Annotated in this window: 15 protein-coding genes; 10 read left to right on the forward strand and 5 right to left on the reverse strand. The window is 52.8% G+C overall.

What is annotated here, in order from left to right:
• Window position 1 precedes the first annotated feature (1 nt).
• From B4113_RS13400 to B4113_RS13420, 5 genes are read left to right on the forward strand one after another with little or no spacing between them, the layout of a single operon-like run.
• Window positions 2-1,390, forward strand: coding sequence for an O-antigen polymerase (locus B4113_RS13400; protein ID WP_033843039.1), 1,389 nt, complete (start codon window positions 2-4; stop codon window positions 1,388-1,390).
• The gene (locus B4113_RS13405; protein WP_033843040.1) at window positions 1,391-2,506 is read left to right on the forward strand and encodes a glycosyltransferase; all 1,116 of its coding nucleotides are present in this window, start codon (window positions 1,391-1,393) and stop codon (window positions 2,504-2,506) included.
• On the forward strand, window positions 2,503-3,585 hold the full coding sequence (locus B4113_RS13410) for a glycosyltransferase (protein ID WP_033843041.1): 1,083 nt from the start codon (window positions 2,503-2,505) through the stop codon (window positions 3,583-3,585). Before B4113_RS13405 ends, B4113_RS13410 begins: the two co-directional genes overlap by 4 nt.
• Window positions 3,582-3,848 carry a hypothetical protein gene (locus B4113_RS13415; protein WP_033843043.1) on the forward strand — a complete coding sequence of 89 codons (267 nt, stop codon included), beginning with the start codon at window positions 3,582-3,584 and terminating at the stop codon, window positions 3,846-3,848. Before B4113_RS13410 ends, B4113_RS13415 begins: the two co-directional genes overlap by 4 nt.
• Window positions 3,845-5,101 (forward strand): glycosyltransferase family 4 protein, encoded by a 1,257-nt coding sequence (locus B4113_RS13420; protein ID WP_033843045.1) that lies wholly within the window; start codon window positions 3,845-3,847, stop codon window positions 5,099-5,101. The genes B4113_RS13415 and B4113_RS13420 overlap by 4 nt, the downstream gene beginning before the upstream one ends.
• A 323-nt stretch (window positions 5,102-5,424) precedes the next feature.
• Here the strand turns inward: B4113_RS13420 and B4113_RS13425 are convergent, their stop codons facing one another.
• From B4113_RS13425 to B4113_RS13445, 5 genes are all read right to left on the reverse strand, one after another.
• Complete coding sequence (locus B4113_RS13425; protein WP_033843047.1) at window positions 5,425-6,759, reverse strand: SpoIID/LytB domain-containing protein; 1,335 nt, start codon at window positions 6,757-6,759, stop codon at window positions 5,425-5,427.
• A gap of 2 nt (window positions 6,760-6,761) precedes the next feature.
• On the reverse strand, window positions 6,762-7,439 hold the full coding sequence (locus B4113_RS13430) for an SH3 domain-containing protein (RefSeq protein WP_033022521.1): 678 nt from the start codon (window positions 7,437-7,439) through the stop codon (window positions 6,762-6,764).
• A gap of 215 nt (window positions 7,440-7,654) precedes the next feature.
• On the reverse strand, window positions 7,655-9,880 hold the full coding sequence (locus B4113_RS13435) for an SH3 domain-containing protein (protein ID WP_061912559.1): 2,226 nt from the start codon (window positions 9,878-9,880) through the stop codon (window positions 7,655-7,657).
• A gap of 239 nt (window positions 9,881-10,119) precedes the next feature.
• A complete protein-coding gene (locus B4113_RS13440) occupies window positions 10,120-11,124 on the reverse strand; it encodes an LCP family protein (protein ID WP_033022518.1) in 1,005 nt (334 codons plus the stop codon).
• Between the two features lie 19 nt (window positions 11,125-11,143).
• Window positions 11,144-11,794: a YigZ family protein gene (locus tag B4113_RS13445; protein ID WP_061912560.1), complete on the reverse strand. Its 651-nt coding sequence runs from the start codon at window positions 11,792-11,794 to the stop codon at window positions 11,144-11,146.
• Window positions 11,795-11,997: 203 nt separating this feature from the next.
• Here B4113_RS13445 and B4113_RS13450 point away from each other — a divergent pair, with 203 nt between their 5' ends.
• The 5 genes from B4113_RS13450 to B4113_RS13470 all read left to right on the forward strand — a co-directional run bounded on the left by B4113_RS13450 (window position 11,998) and on the right by B4113_RS13470 (window position 18,122).
• Window positions 11,998-13,161, forward strand: coding sequence for a sensor histidine kinase (locus B4113_RS13450; RefSeq protein ID WP_061912561.1), 1,164 nt, complete (start codon window positions 11,998-12,000; stop codon window positions 13,159-13,161).
• Window positions 13,162-13,389: 228 nt separating this feature from the next.
• Window positions 13,390-14,064: a response regulator transcription factor gene (locus B4113_RS13455; RefSeq protein WP_033022515.1), complete on the forward strand. Its 675-nt coding sequence runs from the start codon at window positions 13,390-13,392 to the stop codon at window positions 14,062-14,064.
• Window positions 14,065-14,328: 264 nt separating this feature from the next.
• Window positions 14,329-15,174: a DegV family protein gene (locus B4113_RS13460; protein ID WP_033022514.1), complete on the forward strand. Its 846-nt coding sequence runs from the start codon at window positions 14,329-14,331 to the stop codon at window positions 15,172-15,174.
• Window positions 15,175-16,041: 867 nt separating this feature from the next.
• Window positions 16,042-17,433: a DEAD/DEAH box helicase gene (locus B4113_RS13465; protein WP_033022510.1), complete on the forward strand. Its 1,392-nt coding sequence runs from the start codon at window positions 16,042-16,044 to the stop codon at window positions 17,431-17,433.
• A complete protein-coding gene (locus B4113_RS13470; RefSeq protein ID WP_033022507.1) occupies window positions 17,430-18,122 on the forward strand; it encodes a ComF family protein in 693 nt (230 codons plus the stop codon). Before B4113_RS13465 ends, B4113_RS13470 begins: the two co-directional genes overlap by 4 nt.
• The last annotated feature ends 20 nt before the right edge of the window (window positions 18,123-18,142 follow it).

Genomic DNA, 18,142 nt, shown 5'->3' on the forward strand with positions numbered 1-18,142 from the left:
CATGTTGGACGTGTTGATCTGGTTGATCGTTTTTGTCGCCTCCACCTTGATGTTTCGCTATGCAGCGGGGACACTTTCATTGACGGCGCCGAACCTAGTGTCGATGGTGTACTATTACTCGTTTCTTCTGTCGAGCTTCATTGGCGTGTTGCTGATCGCATTAGGAATCGATCATTACTATATGATTCGCAAATTGTTTCGGCCCGAAGAATACCGACAGATCGGGTTTTTCGTCGTCAGCTTTGTGATGATTCTGTTCCCGTTGTCGATGGTGGTCGTTTCTAAGCTGTTCGGATTTGAAGCTAGGCAGGAGTTTCGCGCTTATATGCGCAAGCCGCTTTCCCCGCTGACCGGAGCGACAGGCAATCAAGTGTTTTATTCATTTTTGGCCCTGTCCTTGCTCAGTTTTGCCGCCATTGCGTACATGATTTGGAAAACGCCGACGATTCCAGTGTTCGCGCTATTTACTGGGACAGACGAAAGCTTGGCGGCGTTGCGCATTGAGGCATCGCGCCACTTTGCCGGAAATGTGCTGTTCCGCAATATTTTTGCCATTACGCTTACGCCGCTGTTATCACTGGCCGCCTATTTGTTTGCTGTGCTCACAAACGAATGGCGGTGGAAGTTGTTGTTTCTTGGCCTGCTCGTCGGAGCGGTATTCGTCAATGTGTATGATTTGGCGAAATCACCGATTTTCTTTTATGTAATGATGTTTTTGCTCCTGCGCATTTATGTGGGAAAAACAAAGCTATCGGCGGCGAAACTAGCGCTCTGCGGTGGGGCGGGGGCGCTCGTGCTCATCGTCATGTACATGGTCATCCAAGGGGTGCGGGACATTGACACGTTTTTGTCTTATAATAAAGGTCCTATTGGCCGTATGATTTTCGCGCAAATCGCGCCGACGTTTCTGCATTTGAACATGTTCGGCGAAGCGCTGCCGTTTCTTTATGGGAAAAGTCTTCCATCCTTTTTGACCAACTTGTTTGATGTTGAGAATGTTCGCTCCGCCCGCCTCGTGATGGCGCACGTATTCCCGGAGCGGATCGAAGATGGGACAGGAGGAGTGCTCAACACGCTTTTTGTCGCTGAGGCGTATGCGAACTTCGGCTATGTGGGAATCGTCGTCGGCACGCTCTATGTCGGCGTTGTGACGCAGCTGTTGTACATTGGGTTTCTACGTCTTCCGAAAAATCCTTTGTTTTTAAGCTTGTTCGTGTATTTTTCCATTAACATCCCCCGCACCCTTGTCGGTGGGTTCACCGATTTTTTGTTCAATCCGACTTGGGTGCTGATCGTGGCGTTGTTTGGCGGAATGGCGCTATGGCTGCGGGTGCAGGGGGACTTACGGGCATGGCTTGCAGCGAAAAGGCGAATCACGGATGAGGGATGAATGATGAAAACTGTATTGATTTATTACCCGTTTTCACTCGCCGCGGAACGAAACAGCGGGTCTAAGCTGCGGCCGTATGAAATGCATCAGGCGTTTTTGCGTTGGGGAGCGAAGGAGGGAGTGGACGTTCTTCTAATCGCTGGCACGTCCGCCGAGCGGGAAAAGCAATTTCAAGAGCTCCGCAGCCAAGGCAAGCTCGATGATGTCTTGTTTTGCTATATGGAAAACCAGACGATTCCGCTTTGGCTCACTGACCCGGGACACCGGCCGCAGCGTCCGTTCGTCGATCGCGATGTGCTCCGCTACCTGAAAGGCCGCAACGTTCCCATTGGCGTCTTTTACCGCGACGTCTATTGGAAGTTCCCTGATTTGTATCCGCTCCGCGGCTGGAAAAAAGCGGCCATGCAAATGATATACCGTTGGGAAGAACGGTTTTATGAGCGGTACTGCGATGTCATCTTTTTGCCGAGCCTCGAAATGGGAACATACGTCGCGATCCGCCGCCCGATGGCCGATTTGCCGCCGGGAGGGAAGCAAAAGCCGTTTCAGCGGTCTAGGACGGCAAAACAGCCGTTGAATGCCATTTATGTCGGCGGCATCAACAATGCCGATTACGGGCTTCCGCTCCTGCTTGAGGCGATTCGCCTAGCCAACCGCCGTGAGCCGCTTGTTTCGCTCACCGTCGTCTGCCGAAAAGACGAGTACGAGCGGCAGCCGCTTGCGGTGAAAGAAGAGCTTGCCGACCTGCAAGTGCGCGTCGAGCACGTCAGCGGTGAAGCGCTCGACCGTTTGTATGCGGAGATGGATTTCGCCTTCATCCCGCGGCGGCGGAGCGAGTACAATGATTTTTCCGTTCCCGTCAAACTGGTCGACTATCTGTCGAGCGGCCTGCCGATTGTTGCCACCGCTTGTTCGGCGCAAAAGCGATTGATTGAGGCGGATGGGTATGGCGTCATTTGCGACGACAACCCGTCGTCGATGGCAGAAGCGATCGCCAAGATGGCGGACATGCTCGAGCAGTGCCGCTTGCGCATTGCGCAGACGTTTATGGCGAAACATTCATGGGAAGCGAGAGTGGAAAAGGTGAAAGAAACGTTGGTGGGGGGCCTCCGATGAAAGTCGCCTTATTGGCTCCAAGCAAATCGATCCATACGCATAAGTGGGCCCGCTTTTACCACACGCAAGGCATCGACGTGAAAGTCGTGACGTTTAAAGACCATTACGGGGCGGAGCAAGCGAAAGAAGTCGAGACAGTCGTGCTGCCGAAATGGCTGCCGGGGAAGTTGTCGTATTTTTCCACTGTCTTTGCACTAAAGCGCCTGCTCGCTTCGTTTCAACCAGATATTTTGCACGCTCATTATGCCTCCAGCTACGGGTTGATTGGGGCGCTTGCGAGGTATCATCCGTTTTACGTCTCCGTCTGGGGGCGCGATGTGTATCAGTTTCCGAATGCCCATCGCTGGAACCGACGGATGCTTGAATATACATTGCAGCGAGCGGACGTCATTTGTTCGACAAGTTATGTGATGGCGAAAGAAACCGGAAAGTATACGGACAAACCGATCGAGGTGACACCGTTTGGGGTGGATGTCGCCCGCTTCAAACCGTTGCCGAAACAGCCGAAACGGACCGTGACGATCGGCACAGTGAAAGCTCTTTCCGACAAGTACGGGATCGCTGATTTGATTCGAGCGTTTGCCGTTGTGCACGAGCGGCATCCACAAACGGAGCTGTTGATCGTCGGCGATGGACCGCAGCGAAGTGAATACGAGGAGCTGTGCGCCCGCCTCGGCATCCAATCCGTGACGACGTTTGTCGGCAAAGTTCCGAACGAACAAGTGCCACTGTACATCAATCAAATGGATATTTTCGCCGTGCCTTCGACGGAAGACAGCGAAAGTTTTGGCGTTGCCGCCGTCGAGGCGATGGCGTGCGGCGTTCCTGTTGTCGTCTCCAACGTCGGTGGGTTGCCGGAAGTCGTCCGTGAGGGAACAACGGGGTTGATTGTGCCGAAAAACAGTCCGGAAAAGCTAGCGGAGGCGTTCAAACAGCTGTTGCTTGATGAGAGGCTGCGGCAACGAATGGGGGAAAACGGCGTCAATCATGTTCATGAACATTACGATTGGACGGAAAATGCGATGCGCATGATCCGATTATATGAACAAACGTTGAAAGGCGGTGGAGGGAGTCGATGAGGAACAAAGCCGTCATATCAGCTGCTGCGGTTGGTGCTCGTTGGTTGCCGAAAGCGGCGGCTAGGACGCGAAGCCGGCGGATTTATGTTGGCAAGCTCGTGATGGCCGTTGGCTTGCGGCAACGACTATACATCCAAGGACAGCGCAACGATGCCAGAGGGGCGTTGCCCATTTTCCACGCCTCGTTTGCGCTCACCTCTTGGCGCTCGAAATGGAACGTTTGTTGGCGATTGTGGGGGAAAGTGGTGGGGAGCGGACGATGAGGATCATTTACCTATGCCAACACTTCCCACCGGAAACGGGCGCACCGCAAATTCGTGTGTATGAGGTGAGCAAAGAGCTGATCAAACGGGGGCATCAAGTGGAAGTGCTCACGGCATTCCCGCATCATCCGCACGGCGTGATCCCGGAGCCATACCGCGGCCTGTTTTATTTGTTTGAACAATGGGACGGCATTCCCGTTCATCGGACATGGATTTATCCGTCGCCAAAGGGGAGCTTTTGGAAACGACTCGCTTCGTATTTTTCATTTACGTTCAGCTCGTTTTATTCATTGCTTGTGAAAGCGAAGCCGACGGATGTGATCATTTGCAATTCCCCGCCGTTGTTTTTAGGGATCACCGGGTACGTGGGCGCGAAGTGGAAACGGGCGAAGTTTGTTTTCAACGTCGCTGACATTTGGCCGGAATCGGCCGTTGAGCTCGGCATTTTGAAAAATCGGCTGTTCATCCGAATGGCGAGATGGCTCGAGCTGTTTTTATACCGGAAGGCTTGGAAAATCGCGGCTGCGACAGAAGGCATTCGCGATTATATGATTGAACAAGGAAAGGCTCCCGAGGATGTCTTTTTATTGCCGAACGGCGTCAACACGGATGTGTTTCGCCCGCTGCCGAAAAACAAAGAGTTGCTTGCGGAATTAGGGCTCGAAGGAAAAGTGGTGTTTACGTACGCCGGAACGATGGGATACGCCCAAGGGCTCGATTCGGTATTGCGGGCGGCGGCCATCGTCAAAGCAAAAGATGAACGGGCGCATTTCCTGTTTGTCGGCGACGGCCAAGAGCGAGAAACGTTGATGGCGTTAAAGGAAGAGCTTGGCCTTGACAACGTGACGTTTTACGGATCCGTTCCGGTTGAGAAGATGCCAGCGATTTTCTCCATCACCGATTACAGCATCGTTTCGTTGCGCAATATCGATTTGTTTAAAGGAGCAAGGCCGTCGAAAATTTTCCCAGCGATCGCCACCGGAACCCCGGTGCTGTATTGCGGCGAAGGGGAGAGCGCAGAGATTTTAGAAACATACCATTGTGGAAAAATCGCTCCTCCGGAAAATCCTGAACAGATCGCTGCCGCGGTTCTCGAGTTGCTTTGCCTTCCGAGCGAGGAATACGAAAAGATGGCGAAAAATGGGCGCAAGTTGGCGGTGGAGCAATATTCTTGGAAGCGAATTGTTGATGATTTGCTTCACGCCCTTAGCGATGAAACAAATCGGGAATCCGTTTGGAAGGCAGAACAATAAAAAAGAAAGGGCATCCAGCTTATAAGCTGACGCCCTTTCTTTTCTTTTCGAGACAAGGTGGCATGTTTCGCCTGGATAGATGCAACGAAGACGTAGAACAAATTCTTGACGAAAAAACGGTTCGTCCATGTTCGACTGGCAAAAGCAAGCCAAGGCGTGACGGAAGACCGAACAACCGCCCGCTTCACAGACTCCCCGATTGTGGAAGCGGCGTGGTTCGGGCGCTCGACAGTCGATCTCGTCCTCAGTAAAAACTGCACGGGAAATCTTCAAACATGGCCTCTATATCGAATGATTGTGTTCTTTATCCAAGGGCTATGCGATCACTCGAACGAGACTTCCGCCCCACGGAAGTAATGCTCTAAAATTTGCTCCGCCGTCCATCCGCGCTCGGCGAATGCTTTTGCTCCGTATTGGCTCATGCCGATCCGGTGTCCCCATCCTTTTCCAGTGACAGTGATCGAGCGAACCCCTGACGGCGAGGCAGAAAGCGGCACGATGCCATCCGTTGTTTGCACCTTGATTCCTTCGACGCCGGCGAGCGAAACGGTTCCGCTCCCTGTTTGGACGGAGTAAGACGACAAGGAAGAGGCAGCGATGTTGCCGCTGGCCGTTTGAATCGACACGGATGGTCCGTTTTTTTGCACTTGAATGTCAAACCAGTTGGACGGCAAGATGCCGTAAAATTGATTGCCGTCTAGCGGGAACAGTTTGCGGATGGTCGTCTCATTGCCTTTCACCGTTTTTTCGCCTGCCGAGGTTTCAATCGTGACGGCACCCACTTCTCCGTTCGCGCCGGTTTTGGCAATCGAAACATCGTATAAAACGACTGATGGATCGGTGAACCCGAACGAACGCAACAGCACAGTTGGGGAGAAGGTGAATGACCATCGGCTGTATGGCGATGATTCATACGGGTCATCGACGCTCGCTAAATATGGGTAGGCGGTTTGCGACGAGTTCCAGACGTCGCTTACATTGGCGGTTTTGCCGCCGCTTGTCGAATGGTAATACGTTTCAACGACACTGCCATTATATTTCAGATACAATCCTCTTGTCGCATCCACTGCTGCGTTCGATCGTGGAGATTCTCCATCAAATCCTTTATACGTCTGTGTGTTTGGATTGGTCGTCAAACTTGTTTTATGTTTATAGGCATAGTTTCGGGCCGCAATGGCTTGCGCCTTCAGTGCTTCGAGCGGCCAAGAGGCGGGCATCTCGCTCGGTACGACTCCTTTTAAGTAATCTTCCATATCTAAAATATTGACAGCATACAAGGCGTTGCTTTGCAAGCGAATGTCGACGCTGCCGCGATAACGGGTTCGATTCACTTTCACCAGCGATAACGGCGCAGTGCCGATCGTTTCTTGAATGGTAAATCCCGTGCTTGAAAAATCCGTTTTTCCGTTGTACGTGACAAACATGGTCGAAGAGGAAGGCCCGAATGTCAGGCTTGTCCCGCTTGGCAGCGGGGTGATCGTCAACGTCTCTTTATTGACGATTTGATAGTTTCCTTCGACGGCGACTGTCAGCGATGTCCCTTTATATACAAGGACTTGCACGGGATTGTTGTACGTTTTCACCCCAGCGGCGTTCGAAGCGGAAGGAGAGATGATGAGCAAAAACAGGCCGACGGCCAACCACGCTAATTTTTTCACCGTCACTTCACCTCACCAAATTCAGCGGCCATCCAGCCCCGACGCCCATCAGACAGTTGCACGTTGTACCATTTCTCCCCTTTGCTGTCGGTAAACGGTTGAATATAGACCATCACGGTTCCCTTTGGGACGGTCGCAATAATCGGATAAGACGTCGTCGCTCCTTTTCGAATATTAACGGCAGCTAGGGCGATGACATGCTTGGTGCTGTCGCTGCTGACAGCGGATGTCGAGACATCGCCGGAATAGATCCAACCTTTCGACGAAGAGGAGAGAACGATGTTGTACCACAACCCTTGGGAAGTAAGGTGTGCTCCGACTACTTGCAGGGAAGCTCCTGTCTGTTTATAAGTGATGACGCGATAGCTCGTTGACGCTCCGCTGCGGATGGCCGCATTGTTTTTCACTACATAGACGACCGAAGGTAAAGACGGCGAAGCAGGCTTGCTGGCAAGTTGTTGTTGAAGTTGTTGAATTTGTTGTTGCTGGGCGTTCAGTTGCGCTTTCAAGTTGGCAATGTCGTTTTTCATTGGGTTGAGTTGGGAAGTCACCCAGTCGACGCTGGCTAACACGACTTCTTCCGATGCTTTCATTGCTGATGGCGTAAACAAGAGAGCGCCTGCTGTCATTCCGACCGCTAGGCTGGCAGCAATGGCCCATTTGGATTTTCGTTTCATCATGTTCATCTCCCCCGTTTTTCGATATGGCAAAGAAAGGAGAATAATAGCTTTCCTAACGAAAAGGCCGGTGAGCTCCAACCGATTCGCTCGGTTCATGAGAAATCGCGAGGAATGACAATGCGATGTTGTCATGTCCCTCGGTTTGACGAACTAAAGATTTGCGGTCGCTTGCGTTACCGGCCTTCTCATGCTATTATTCTCCGAATACGAACAAACTAGAATTGACTGAAATACTCTTCCAATCCTTCGCGAATGCCGACGGCTGCTTTTTGGCGGAACGCTTTGGTTTTCAGCAGCGCCTCCTCATTTGGATTGGAGAGGAAGGCGAGCTCAACAAGAATGCTTGGCAGCGCGTTTTTTCGGTTGACGTAATAGTCTTGTGTTTTATGGCCGCGGTTGTACGTTCCGAGCTGTTGGACAAGATGTTTTTGTACAATGGCGGCCAACTGCTTGCTTTTTGGTCCATTGAAGTTGCTTGATACGTTGTAGTACGTTGTCGTTCCGCGAGATGTCCGCGAGTACGAGTCGGCGTGAATGCTGATAAAGGCGTCGAAATCGGAACTGTTGGCGATCCATGTCCGTTCAGACAGCTCTAAAAAGATGTCGGTGCTCCGCGTCAATTTGACGATGGCCCCGGCGCGTTCCAATTCTTCTTTTAGCAATAAGGCGGTGTCGAGAGTAATATCTTTTTCCCGCGTGCCGCTAGGACCGATCGTTCCCGTGTCGTGTGCTCCATGTCCTGCGTCAATGATGATTTTTTTGCCTTTAAGCCCGGTCTCGAGAATTTTCAGCGCCAATCGGTCGCTATAATGGCGAAGGGTGAACGTGTACCCCGGTTCAAAGGTGATGAGCAGGCTGCTGCCGGTCCATTCCACCGTTTGTATGCCGGGAATATCGGTCGACGGGACTTCGGCGTAGGAAAACGAGCCGGTGATTTTCAGTCGATTGCCCGGCAACAACGAATAGGAGATGCGGAAATTGGAAGTTTTTCTCCATATCAAATAGGCATCTTCGTTGACGGTTGAAAAGGTTGGTTCAACGAGACTATTTAAGGCGACGGTAGAGGTGCTCGATTTCTCAACCCATCCGCGCACTCCATTGGATGTTTCGACATTCAGCCACCCATGATATTCGTACAGGACAGCAATCCGCTCATTCGCTGCCAACGCCTTCAACGATGGATAGTTCGAAGATGCACCTCGTCGTAATAGAGTGTTAGCCTGTTTGACATATACGTAGGATGGGGCTTTTACTTCAAACGCCGGCATCCATCCCGTTTTTCCCGATGCAGAGGTGACTTGCACCCAGCCGAACGGAGACCCGTCTGTCGTCTTCAAAACCGTGACCGTTCTGTTTTTCGCAATCCGCTCGATGACTGCGGCGCTCAAGGAAGGTTCGGCAAACAGCGCCGCATTAACGGTTGTCACCTGTTTTTGCATCCCTTCGCTGGCTGGTGGGGAAAGGTACGACTTGGTTACGACCGTCTCGTGCACCCAGCCGAGCGTTTTTCCATTGAGAGACACTTTGTACCAAAGCGCTCCCGACGCATCTTTGGCGCTTGACAGGCTGTTCAGTTTGGTCCCCTTTTTCAGTTGGGTGACGACTTTGGCTTTTAAAGATGGAGCTTGCCGTACATTAGCGAACGACACGCTGACCGTCAGCGGCTGGCCTGAGATGCTGGACGTGTCCGAGACACCGCTTGGAACCGAAATCGTTGATGACATCGACAACACTTTTTCCGACACCCATCCCCGGACGTGTCCGAGATCAACGCGGTACCAAAGCTCCTGACCATGTGTGACGAATAAATCGATCACCTTGACGGATTGACCGCGTGACACTGTGGCGACGGCTTGGTAATGGACGCTCGCCCCGCGGCGAACCGGGGAGGACTGCACAACGTTCATGAATGCCGGCAAAAGTGTCGGAAGCTGTTCTGGTATGTAGATCTGTTCCGCTTTTATCCATCCTTTGACCCCCGCCCATTCCACACGCACATACTGTTCCCCGAGCGAATTGGTGAACTGGGCAATGATCGAGACGACATCGCCGTTAGACAGTGTTTTCACGATTGGATAGTAAGGGGATGCCCCCTTGCGCATCGCAATGTCGTTAGCGGCGATGACTGCCCGCTTTCCGACGAGCATAGAAGGCGGTTGGTTCGAAAAGCGGTCGGCCCGCGCCCAGCCGGTGACGCCTCCATATTCGATGCGGTACCACGTTTCGCCAGCAGCATTTTGGAACTTGTCGATGATCTTCACTTGTTGGCCAGCGGGAATCGATCCGACGACTTGATATGAATCGGTCGCTCCCCTCCTAAGCAAAGAGTTCTGCTCAGCGACCATCAGGGACGATGAGGACGGACTCCCATCTGCAGCTAAGACGGCTGACGGCCATAGCGGGCAAGTCGCCAACAAGACGGAAAGAAGCGTTTTTTTCAAGGATTCGATCCCCTCCTTTTTTCAAGTTTACGTTTTCTCTACTATCATAGCGAATTTTGCCGTTTTATCCAACCCGAATTCAGTCCTATTATGAGGAAAAATGAAATGTTTTGTTGAAAAAGGGAGAATGAGAGGACGATGACGGTTGCGGAAGACGAGAAATCTCATATGTGTGTGGTGGTTAAAACAGGAAAAAAGGTGCCCGGCTGAGGTTTTTGGACACCTTTTCTTACAGACTGTTAATTTTCGCTTTGCACCGACGGCGAATCGTTGCGTGTGAGGGAGACGTTGGACGTCTCAAGCGCTTGCTGAAGCGTTTCATTGATTGAGCTAACCGATTGCTCATCCGGGATGTAGTAGTATACGCCGTTGATCGTTTCGTCGTATCCTTTTAGATGCAAATTTTCGACATCCGCGTTCTTCATTTTTTGATAGACATAGATAAACGACAACAAATCGGACGGAGGGATGTTCGTCCGCACGTGATCCCCTAAATCGGCGATGACGTCATCTAGCTTCGGCAGCGAGGTGATGGACGTGCTTTTGTCAATAATGGCCCGGATGACTTGTTTTTGCCGCTCATTGCGGCCGAAGTCGCCGCGGGGGTCGGATTTTCTCATGCGCACATAGGCGAGCGCTTCATTGCCGTTCAACTCTTGTTTGCCTTTATGGAACGTATGCCATTTGAGTGAACCTGTCAGTTGGGCTTTGAATGTGAACGGAACATCCACCGTGACGCCGCCTAACGAATCGACAATTTTTTCGAACCCTTCAAAATCAGTCGTCACGTAATAGTCGATCGGAACATCAATCAGCTTATTGACGGCTTCTATTGTCGATTGAATGCCCCCATAGCTATAGGAGTGGGTGATTTTGTCCTTCCGTCCTTCGCTTGGAATGTATACCCTAGTGTCACGGGGGATGCTCAACAAGTACACTTTGTTCGTTTTTGGGTTGACGGTCAGCAGCATGACGACATCCGATCGCCCTTTCTCATCATGATACTGGTTTTCGACTCCTACCAGCAGGACGGTAAATGGATCTTTGCGCATTTCAATGTGATCTTTCCGACTACCCGGTGGTTTGAGCGCTTCATAAATCTTGTCCGATGCTTTTTTTGTCTCGGAGTAAATGTTATAGCCAAAAGCCCCTACTCCGCCGATTAAAAGAAGAAACAAGAGCAGCACGAATCGGCGAAGTCGCTTCTTTTTCTTTCGTTTTCTTGTCGATTTTCTCGTATTCATAGTTATTACCCTTCTTTCCTTACAGTTTCGTTTCAGACGGGAGCAGCCGTTCCCTATATTCAGCTGCGCCCACTACGAGGTCCGCTCTTCCATTGGTCAATTCTGTCACCCATTCAGCAAACAACGATTGTCCATCTTCAGGAACAAGCACCTCAAAGGTGACACGATCGGCGTAATGGATGTTTTTGATCATATAGGTTGACGCCCGCAATTCGTTTTCCACTTTTCCGAGCCATGGATAGTCGATCGTGACATGCATGACGCGCATGAGACAGCGTTCGACGATGCCGGCGGCTTTTAGCCCTTCGGTGACGGCGCGGCTGTAGGCGCGTACCAATCCTCCGGCGCCAAGTTTGATGCCGCCGAAATAGCGGGTGACGACGGCAACGGTGTCCTTTAGTCCTTTTTTCTTCAATACTTCCAGCATTGGCACGCCCGCAGTGCCGCTTGGTTCTCCGTCATCGTTAGCTTTTTGAATCTGGTCGTGTTCGCCGATAAGGTAAGCCGAGCAATTATGGGTTGCGTCCCAATGCTTCTTTTTGATTTGCTGGATGAAGGCGATGGCTTCTTCCTCCGTCTCGGCGCGGCTGATATAGCAAATAAACCGTGATTTTTCAATCACGATTTCTTGTTCGCCATACCCTTTGACGGTGTAATACGATGGCAGCAACGCCAACCCCCCCCGATCGTTAAGAAGGTATGCGATGATTTTGCTGAAAAAGGTAGCGATTTGCGCTGACTATGGTAAACTGAAAATACAAGAGTTGCAGACAGGGCATGCTTTTACTATTATAAATCGACAACTTTTTTCCTTCAAATAAATTTTGATGGCGCTCGTGCGCACGGCTTGGCAGCGCTGCTGGAGGTTGGCAAATGGCTGGGGAAAAACGTTGGGATGTCAAACAGTTGGATGAAATTGTCGAAAAAATGATCGACACCGTTCAACATAGCAAAGACGAAATTTTCCACATTGGCGAGCAGTCAAGGCAAGAACATGATCACTTATTGCGGGAACTCGAAGAAGTGAAACGGTTGACGGCCGAGACGATCGAAGAGGCGGATCGTTTGGAAGGGGAAGCGCGGCAGGCGCGCCGTCGCCTGTCGGAAGTGAGCCAAAACTTTTCCTCCCATTCTGAACGGTATATTCGCCAAGCGTATGAAGCCGCCCATGAGCTACACGTCAAGCTGGCGATGGTGCGTGAACGCGAAAAGCAATTGCGCCTGCGCCGCGATGAACTCGAGCGGCGGCTGGCGAGCCTTTCTCAAATCATCGCGCGCGCTGACCATTTAGTTGGGCAAATCACCGTTGTCCTCAACTATTTAAACAGCGATTTTCGCCACGTGAGCGAAATGATTGAGGGAGTTAGACAAAAGCAAGAATTCGGTTTGAAAATCATCGAAGCGCAAGAAGAAGAACGACGGCGTCTGTCGCGGGAAATTCATGACGGTCCCGCACAAATGCTCGCCCATGTGCTTCTTCGCTCCGATTTGGTGGAAAAGGTAATCAAAGAGCGAGGAACCGAAGAAGCGATCGCCGAAATTCGCGATTTTCGCAAAATGGTGTATTCGGCTTTGTCGGAAGTGCGTCGTATTATTTATGACTTGCGGCCGATGGCATTGGATGACCTTGGACTCGTGCCGACACTTAAAAAATACTTACAGACGGCCGAAGAATATAGTAAGGGAGTCCATATTTCTTTTGTACATATCGGCGAAGAAGTTCGGCTGCCGTCGCGGATGGAGGCGGCCGTGTTTCGGCTTGTCCAAGAATCGGTGCAAAATGCTTTGAAACATGCTGAAGCGCGCCGCATTGATGTTAAGCTGGAAGTGGCGTGCGGAGACGTATTGGTCAGCGTCAAGGACGACGGCAAAGGGTTCGACCCGGCCGTCAAAAAAGAAAACGCGTTCGGTCTGATCGGCATGCGAGAGCGGGTCGAGCTTCTTGGCGGTACATTGACGATCCGTTCGAAACCTGGCCGCGGAACGACGGTGTTCATCCGCATCCCGCTGGACCGTACCGTTTCGGAAGACAGGTAATGGGCTGACTGGCCATGTGCGGTGGGGTCAATAAGGAACACAGGCCGCGCTTTTGGAATAAGGCGGAGCGACCCCCGACATGTTGCCGCGCCAAGTCAGTAAGGAACACAAACCGTTCTTGCGTGATGCCGATGCACAACGGGAATGGAATTGGGTATCCCTAATTGATCAGCACGGAAGAACTCGAGTGAACGTTCGACAAATACATCTTAAGGAGGAGAGGAACCGATGAAAACACGCATTGCCATCATTGACGATCACCAGCTGTTTCGTGAAGGCATTAAGCGCATTTTGGAGTTTGAGGGCGACTTTGAAGTCGTGGCGGAAGGAAGCGGCGGGAGCGAAGCGCTTTCGATCGTGGAAACACATCGCCCGGATTTGGTGCTGATGGACATTAACATGCCGGACATCAACGGCGTTGAAGCGACGAAACAGCTGATTGAAGCCTACCCTGATACGAAAGTGGTCGTCCTGTCGATTCATGACGATGAAAACTATGTCATGCGCGCTTTACAGACCGGAGCGACCGGCTACTTGCTTAAAGAGATGGACGCCGATACGCTGATCGAAGCTGTGCGGGTCGTAGCGGAGGGCGGTTCCTATTTGCATCCGAAAGTGACGCACAATTTGATTCGCGAATACCGCCGTTTGGCGATGGAAAAAAGAGGGGGGTCAGTCAAGCGAGAAGTGCGCCGTCCGTTCCATTTATTGACGCGACGCGAATGCGAAGTGCTCCAACTGTTGGCGGATGGAAAAAGCAACCGCGCCATCGGTGAGGCGCTGTGCATTAGCGAGAAAACGGTGAAAAACCATGTCAGCAGCATTTTGCAAAAATTAAATGTCAATGATCGGACGCAAGCGGTCGTTGTGGCGATCAAAAACGGCTGGGTGGAAGTGCGCTGACCGCCTTGGGCGTTGGCGATCGGAGGCTGGCGGTCCCGCTTCCCGCATCGTTTGTTTTCGTTCGGTGGCGCGAAAACGGCATTCCCGCTTTTGGGATCGGAGGACGAAAGCGAACGGGCAGCGCCAAGAACAACAAGCGGTTAGAGACGTCAGCGGGCATCTGTTGTTTCCGTTTCATCCTGCGCGCTCGCTAGTAAGAGTGGTAGGCCGTCCGCCTTTTTGGTATAATGGAATTAAATTCCCGGTCAGGAAGGAAGGGAGTTTGTGAAAACCGCAATTGTTACTGACAGTACGGCCTATTTGCCAAAAGACGTGCGCGAGAGGTTGGGCATTCGCCTCATTCCGCTCAGCGTCATTTTTGGCGAGGAAGCGTATCGTGAAGAAATCGACATGACCGCTGACGAATTTTTCGCCAAAATGAAAACACATTCTGTGTTGCCGACGACGTCTCAACCATCGGTCGGCGAGTTCGTTGACTTGTTCACCGCCATTCGTGAGGAAGGGTACGATGCGGTTATCAGCATCCACCTTTCAAGCGGCATCAGCGGCACGTATCAAGGGGCGGTTACGGCGGGAACGATGGTCGAAGGATTGAGCGTTTACGCCTACGACTCGGAAATCAGCTGCATGGCGCAAGGATTTTACGCCATCGAGGCGGCGGAGATGGCGCAGGCGGGGAAAACGCCGGACGAGATCCTCGCCCGCCTCGATGAAATGAAGCGAACGTTGCGCGCTTATTTTATGGTTGATGACTTGTCCCACCTGCAGCGCGGCGGACGGCTGACCGGGGCGCAGGCGTTCATCGGTGGCCTCTTGCAAATCAAGCCGCTTCTTCGCTTTGAAAACAAAGTGATCGTGCCGTTTGAAAAAATCCGCACGCGCAAAAAGGCGGTCAAACGAATCGAAGAATTGTTCGCCGAAGATGCCGCCAAAGGCGTGCCGCTCAAAGCTGCCATCATCCATGCCAACCAGCCGGATGAGGCGAACCGCTGGCGCGACGAGCTGTCCGCTCGCTATCCGCACGTCGAGTTTTCGATCAGTTATTTCGGTCCGGTCATCGCCACCCATGTCGGCGAAGGCGCGCTCGGGTTGACGTGGTATGAGCTGTGAATTGGGGTGCCAAGCGCGCCTCAAGGAGGCTGGTGAAAAACGGCTGCCACGAGCAAATCAGCGACATGGCGCCAAAAAAGAAGGCTGATTTCGCTAGGCTTTTCTAACTGATAAAAGCAGTATTTTGTACTAAATCACCGCCCTTCTAGGCTCGAGGGCCGGGCGCAAGGAGGAACGGTTCGCTCCGCCTTGCGCTACGGCGAATCGGTTGGCTACTTTGTTTGTCTTGTCACACCCTGTTTGGTTTTCATGGGACGGAATGAGCGTTGAGCAATATGGGGTTGTTATTCATGGAACTTTCCGTTTTTTCTCCCGCCTTCGCTGCTCTCCTATGTTGTGAGCCGTTCTCCCTCGACTGTATTCCCCATCGCCGCGTGCTTTCATTCATTGCTACATCGTTTTTTCCTCTCTCCTCCTTCTCAACGAGAAGGCTGGCCGAACTTGTCGAACGGTTCTTTCCTGAAAAATGTGTCACTATTTCCCCGGGAATGTTGTCGAAGCGCGTTGTCGATCACTTTGATGACTCTTTGAGGCTTTTTAATAGTGTCGGATTTCATCGCATCCATTTCTTTCGAAGGTCGATATGTCGTGAAAAAGAGGGTCCAACCACATCTTAACTCTATTCGGAAAAACGTTTTTGCCTCCACTTTCTTTTCTGATCGAAGGTTGCCACGTTGTGCTTCCTACCCTTTTTTAGGAAAAAAGAGCATTGTTAGCTCCCTCTTTCTCCATAACACTGGTTCATTGATGCGCTCAAAATCTTTCACCTTGGGGGGCACGTTTTTACCGCATCACTGCGCTGTCCGCTCTTTTTGGCTCCCAGCTCGGGAACATGCTTTTCTTGAATTTTAAAAGGAGTGATGCTCATTGTACATTCTCCCATCTTCCGTTGCTTCGCCGCTCGTTTCCTGGCTGAACGGCCAGCGTCTCCTGCGGGAGCAGCTGCCGTTTCCCGATGAAGACATCGCCGCCGCCGTTCAGGCCGGTTTGCTTCACGAACAACCCGGGCTTATCAAAACAGCGCGCGCCTGGCGCTGCGTCCGCTGCGGAAATGACGATCCCCATCTTTTTGCCTCATTTCCGTGCGCCCGCTGCGGATCGGACTGCACGTATTGCCGCAAGTGCTTAGTGATGGGGCGCATCGGCACTTGCACTCGCCTTGTTCATGCGGCGCTTCTGCTTCCATCCGAGCGTTATGAAGCGCCGTTCACTTGGGACGGGGAACTATCCGCCGCCCAAGCGGAGGCCGCGCAGGCTGTCTGCCAGGCGGTGCTTGACCGAAGCGAGCTCACCGTTTGGGCGGTATGCGGGGCGGGAAAGACGGAAATTCTCTTTCCCGCTATCGCTGCGGCGCTTGAGAACGGCGAACGCGTTTGCCTTGCCACGCCGCGGATCGATGTTGTCCGCGAGCTCGCTCCTCGCTTTCGCCAAGCGTTTCCCCGCGTTCCACTCGCCGTTTGGCACGGAGGAAGCGAAGAGCGCGGACGAATCGCTCCGCTTGTTCTCTCCACGACCCATCAGTTGTTGCGCGCCTACCGCGCGTTTGACGTCATGATCATTGATGAAGTGGATGCGTTCCCCTACTCGGTTGAACCGATGCTCGAATACGCCGCCAGTCAAGCGCGAAAAGAACAGTCGAGCCTTATTTATCTGACCGCCACCCCATCGCGTGTTTGGCAGCTCGACATTCGGCGCGGGCGGCGGAATGCCGCCGTCATCCCCGCCCGCTACCACGGCTGTCCGCTTCCCGTCCCCGCGTTCGAATGGTGCGGCAATTGGCGCAAGCGGTTAGAGCGCGGCCGCTTGCCCCAGAACGTCCTTGCGTGGGTGCTCCGTCGTTTGGAGCAGGGAAAACAAGCGTTTTTGTTTGTTCCTCGTATCGATGAGCTTGAAGCTGTCACCCGCCTCTTGCAGCGCGTCAATCCCACCATCGTCGGCGTTCATGCCGAAGCCCCAGACAGAGCCGAGCACGTTCAGGCGTTTCGCGATGGGCGCGTGCCGCTGTTGGTGACCACAACGATTCTTGAACGGGGCGTGACGGTGCCGAACATCGACGTGGCCGTTCTCGGCGCCGAAGACCGCATCTTCACGGAAAGCGCTCTCGTGCAAATCGCCGGCCGCGTGGGCCGCCACGCCGCGTTTCCGGATGGCGATGTCCGCTTTTTTCATCACGGAAAAACGAACGCGATGGTGCGAGCGCGCCGCCATATCCTCCGCATGAATGAAGAAGCGAAGAAACGGGGGTTATTGCGCCGATGAACTGCCTTCTTTGCCATTCCCCGTACAATCCGATTGCGAACTGGCGCCAGCTTCTTTTCCTCGAAGACTTTGACGTCCTTTGCCCGCGCTGCCGGGGGGCGTTCCAACTCATTGACGGCCGCCTTTGCGAGATGTGCGGCCGCTCGCTCGAGGAGTCGGCGCCTTCGATATGCGCCGACTGCCTCGACTGGGAGGAAGATGAGCGCTGGCGCGGAGTGCTTGCGAAAAACCGTTCCGTATACGTATACAACGAGTGGATGAAAGAAGTCATTGCTTTATGGAAATTTCGTGGAGACTATGTGGTGGCGGAGGCGTTCCGTCAGCCCTTGACCGCCGTTTTTCGCCGCGATTTTGGGTCGGGGTGGCAACTCGTTCCGATTCCGCTCAGCGCCGAACGGCTGCATGAACGCGGCTTCAACCAAGCGGAAGCGCTCGCCCGCCTGCTTCCGTTGCCGTCCGTTCCTTGGCTGGCCCGCAAACACTCTGAAAAACAATCGAAAAAATCGCGCCGCGAGCGGCTTGAAACGGACAATCCGTTTTTTCTCTCCGGACATCCGCCGATCAATGGGAAGCGAATCGTCCTCATCGATGACATTTACACGACGGGCGTCACCGTTCGCCACGCGGCCCGTGTGCTGCTGGAGGCGGGGGCGGCCGAGGTGGGATCACTGACGCTAGTGAGGGCGTGAGCGGGCTAAACATTTGCCGA

Origin of the sequence: Geobacillus sp. B4113_201601, assembly GCF_001587475.1 — a bacterium.
GTDB classification, from domain to species: Bacteria; Bacillota; Bacilli; order Bacillales; family Anoxybacillaceae; genus Geobacillus; species Geobacillus icigianus.

What these genes read in the sequence shown, in the direction of transcription:
- B4113_RS13400 (WP_033843039.1), top strand. Translation starts at nt 2, where the DNA reads ATGTTGGACGTGTTGATCTGGTTGATCGTTTTTGTCGCCTCCACCTTG.
- B4113_RS13405 (WP_033843040.1), top strand. Translation starts at nt 1,391, where the DNA reads ATGATGAAAACTGTATTGATTTATTACCCGTTTTCACTCGCCGCGGAA.
- B4113_RS13410 (WP_033843041.1), top strand. Translation starts at nt 2,503, where the DNA reads ATGAAAGTCGCCTTATTGGCTCCAAGCAAATCGATCCATACGCATAAG.
- B4113_RS13415 (WP_033843043.1), top strand. Translation starts at nt 3,582, where the DNA reads ATGAGGAACAAAGCCGTCATATCAGCTGCTGCGGTTGGTGCTCGTTGG.
- B4113_RS13420 (WP_033843045.1), top strand. Translation starts at nt 3,845, where the DNA reads ATGAGGATCATTTACCTATGCCAACACTTCCCACCGGAAACGGGCGCA.
- B4113_RS13430 (WP_033022521.1), bottom strand. Translation starts at nt 7,439, where the DNA reads ATGATGAAACGAAAATCCAAATGGGCCATTGCTGCCAGCCTAGCGGTC.
- B4113_RS13440 (WP_033022518.1), bottom strand. Translation starts at nt 11,124, where the DNA reads ATGAATACGAGAAAATCGACAAGAAAACGAAAGAAAAAGAAGCGACTT.
- B4113_RS13450 (WP_061912561.1), top strand. Translation starts at nt 11,998, where the DNA reads ATGGCTGGGGAAAAACGTTGGGATGTCAAACAGTTGGATGAAATTGTC.
- B4113_RS13455 (WP_033022515.1), top strand. Translation starts at nt 13,390, where the DNA reads ATGAAAACACGCATTGCCATCATTGACGATCACCAGCTGTTTCGTGAA.
- B4113_RS13470 (WP_033022507.1), top strand. Translation starts at nt 17,430, where the DNA reads ATGAACTGCCTTCTTTGCCATTCCCCGTACAATCCGATTGCGAACTGG.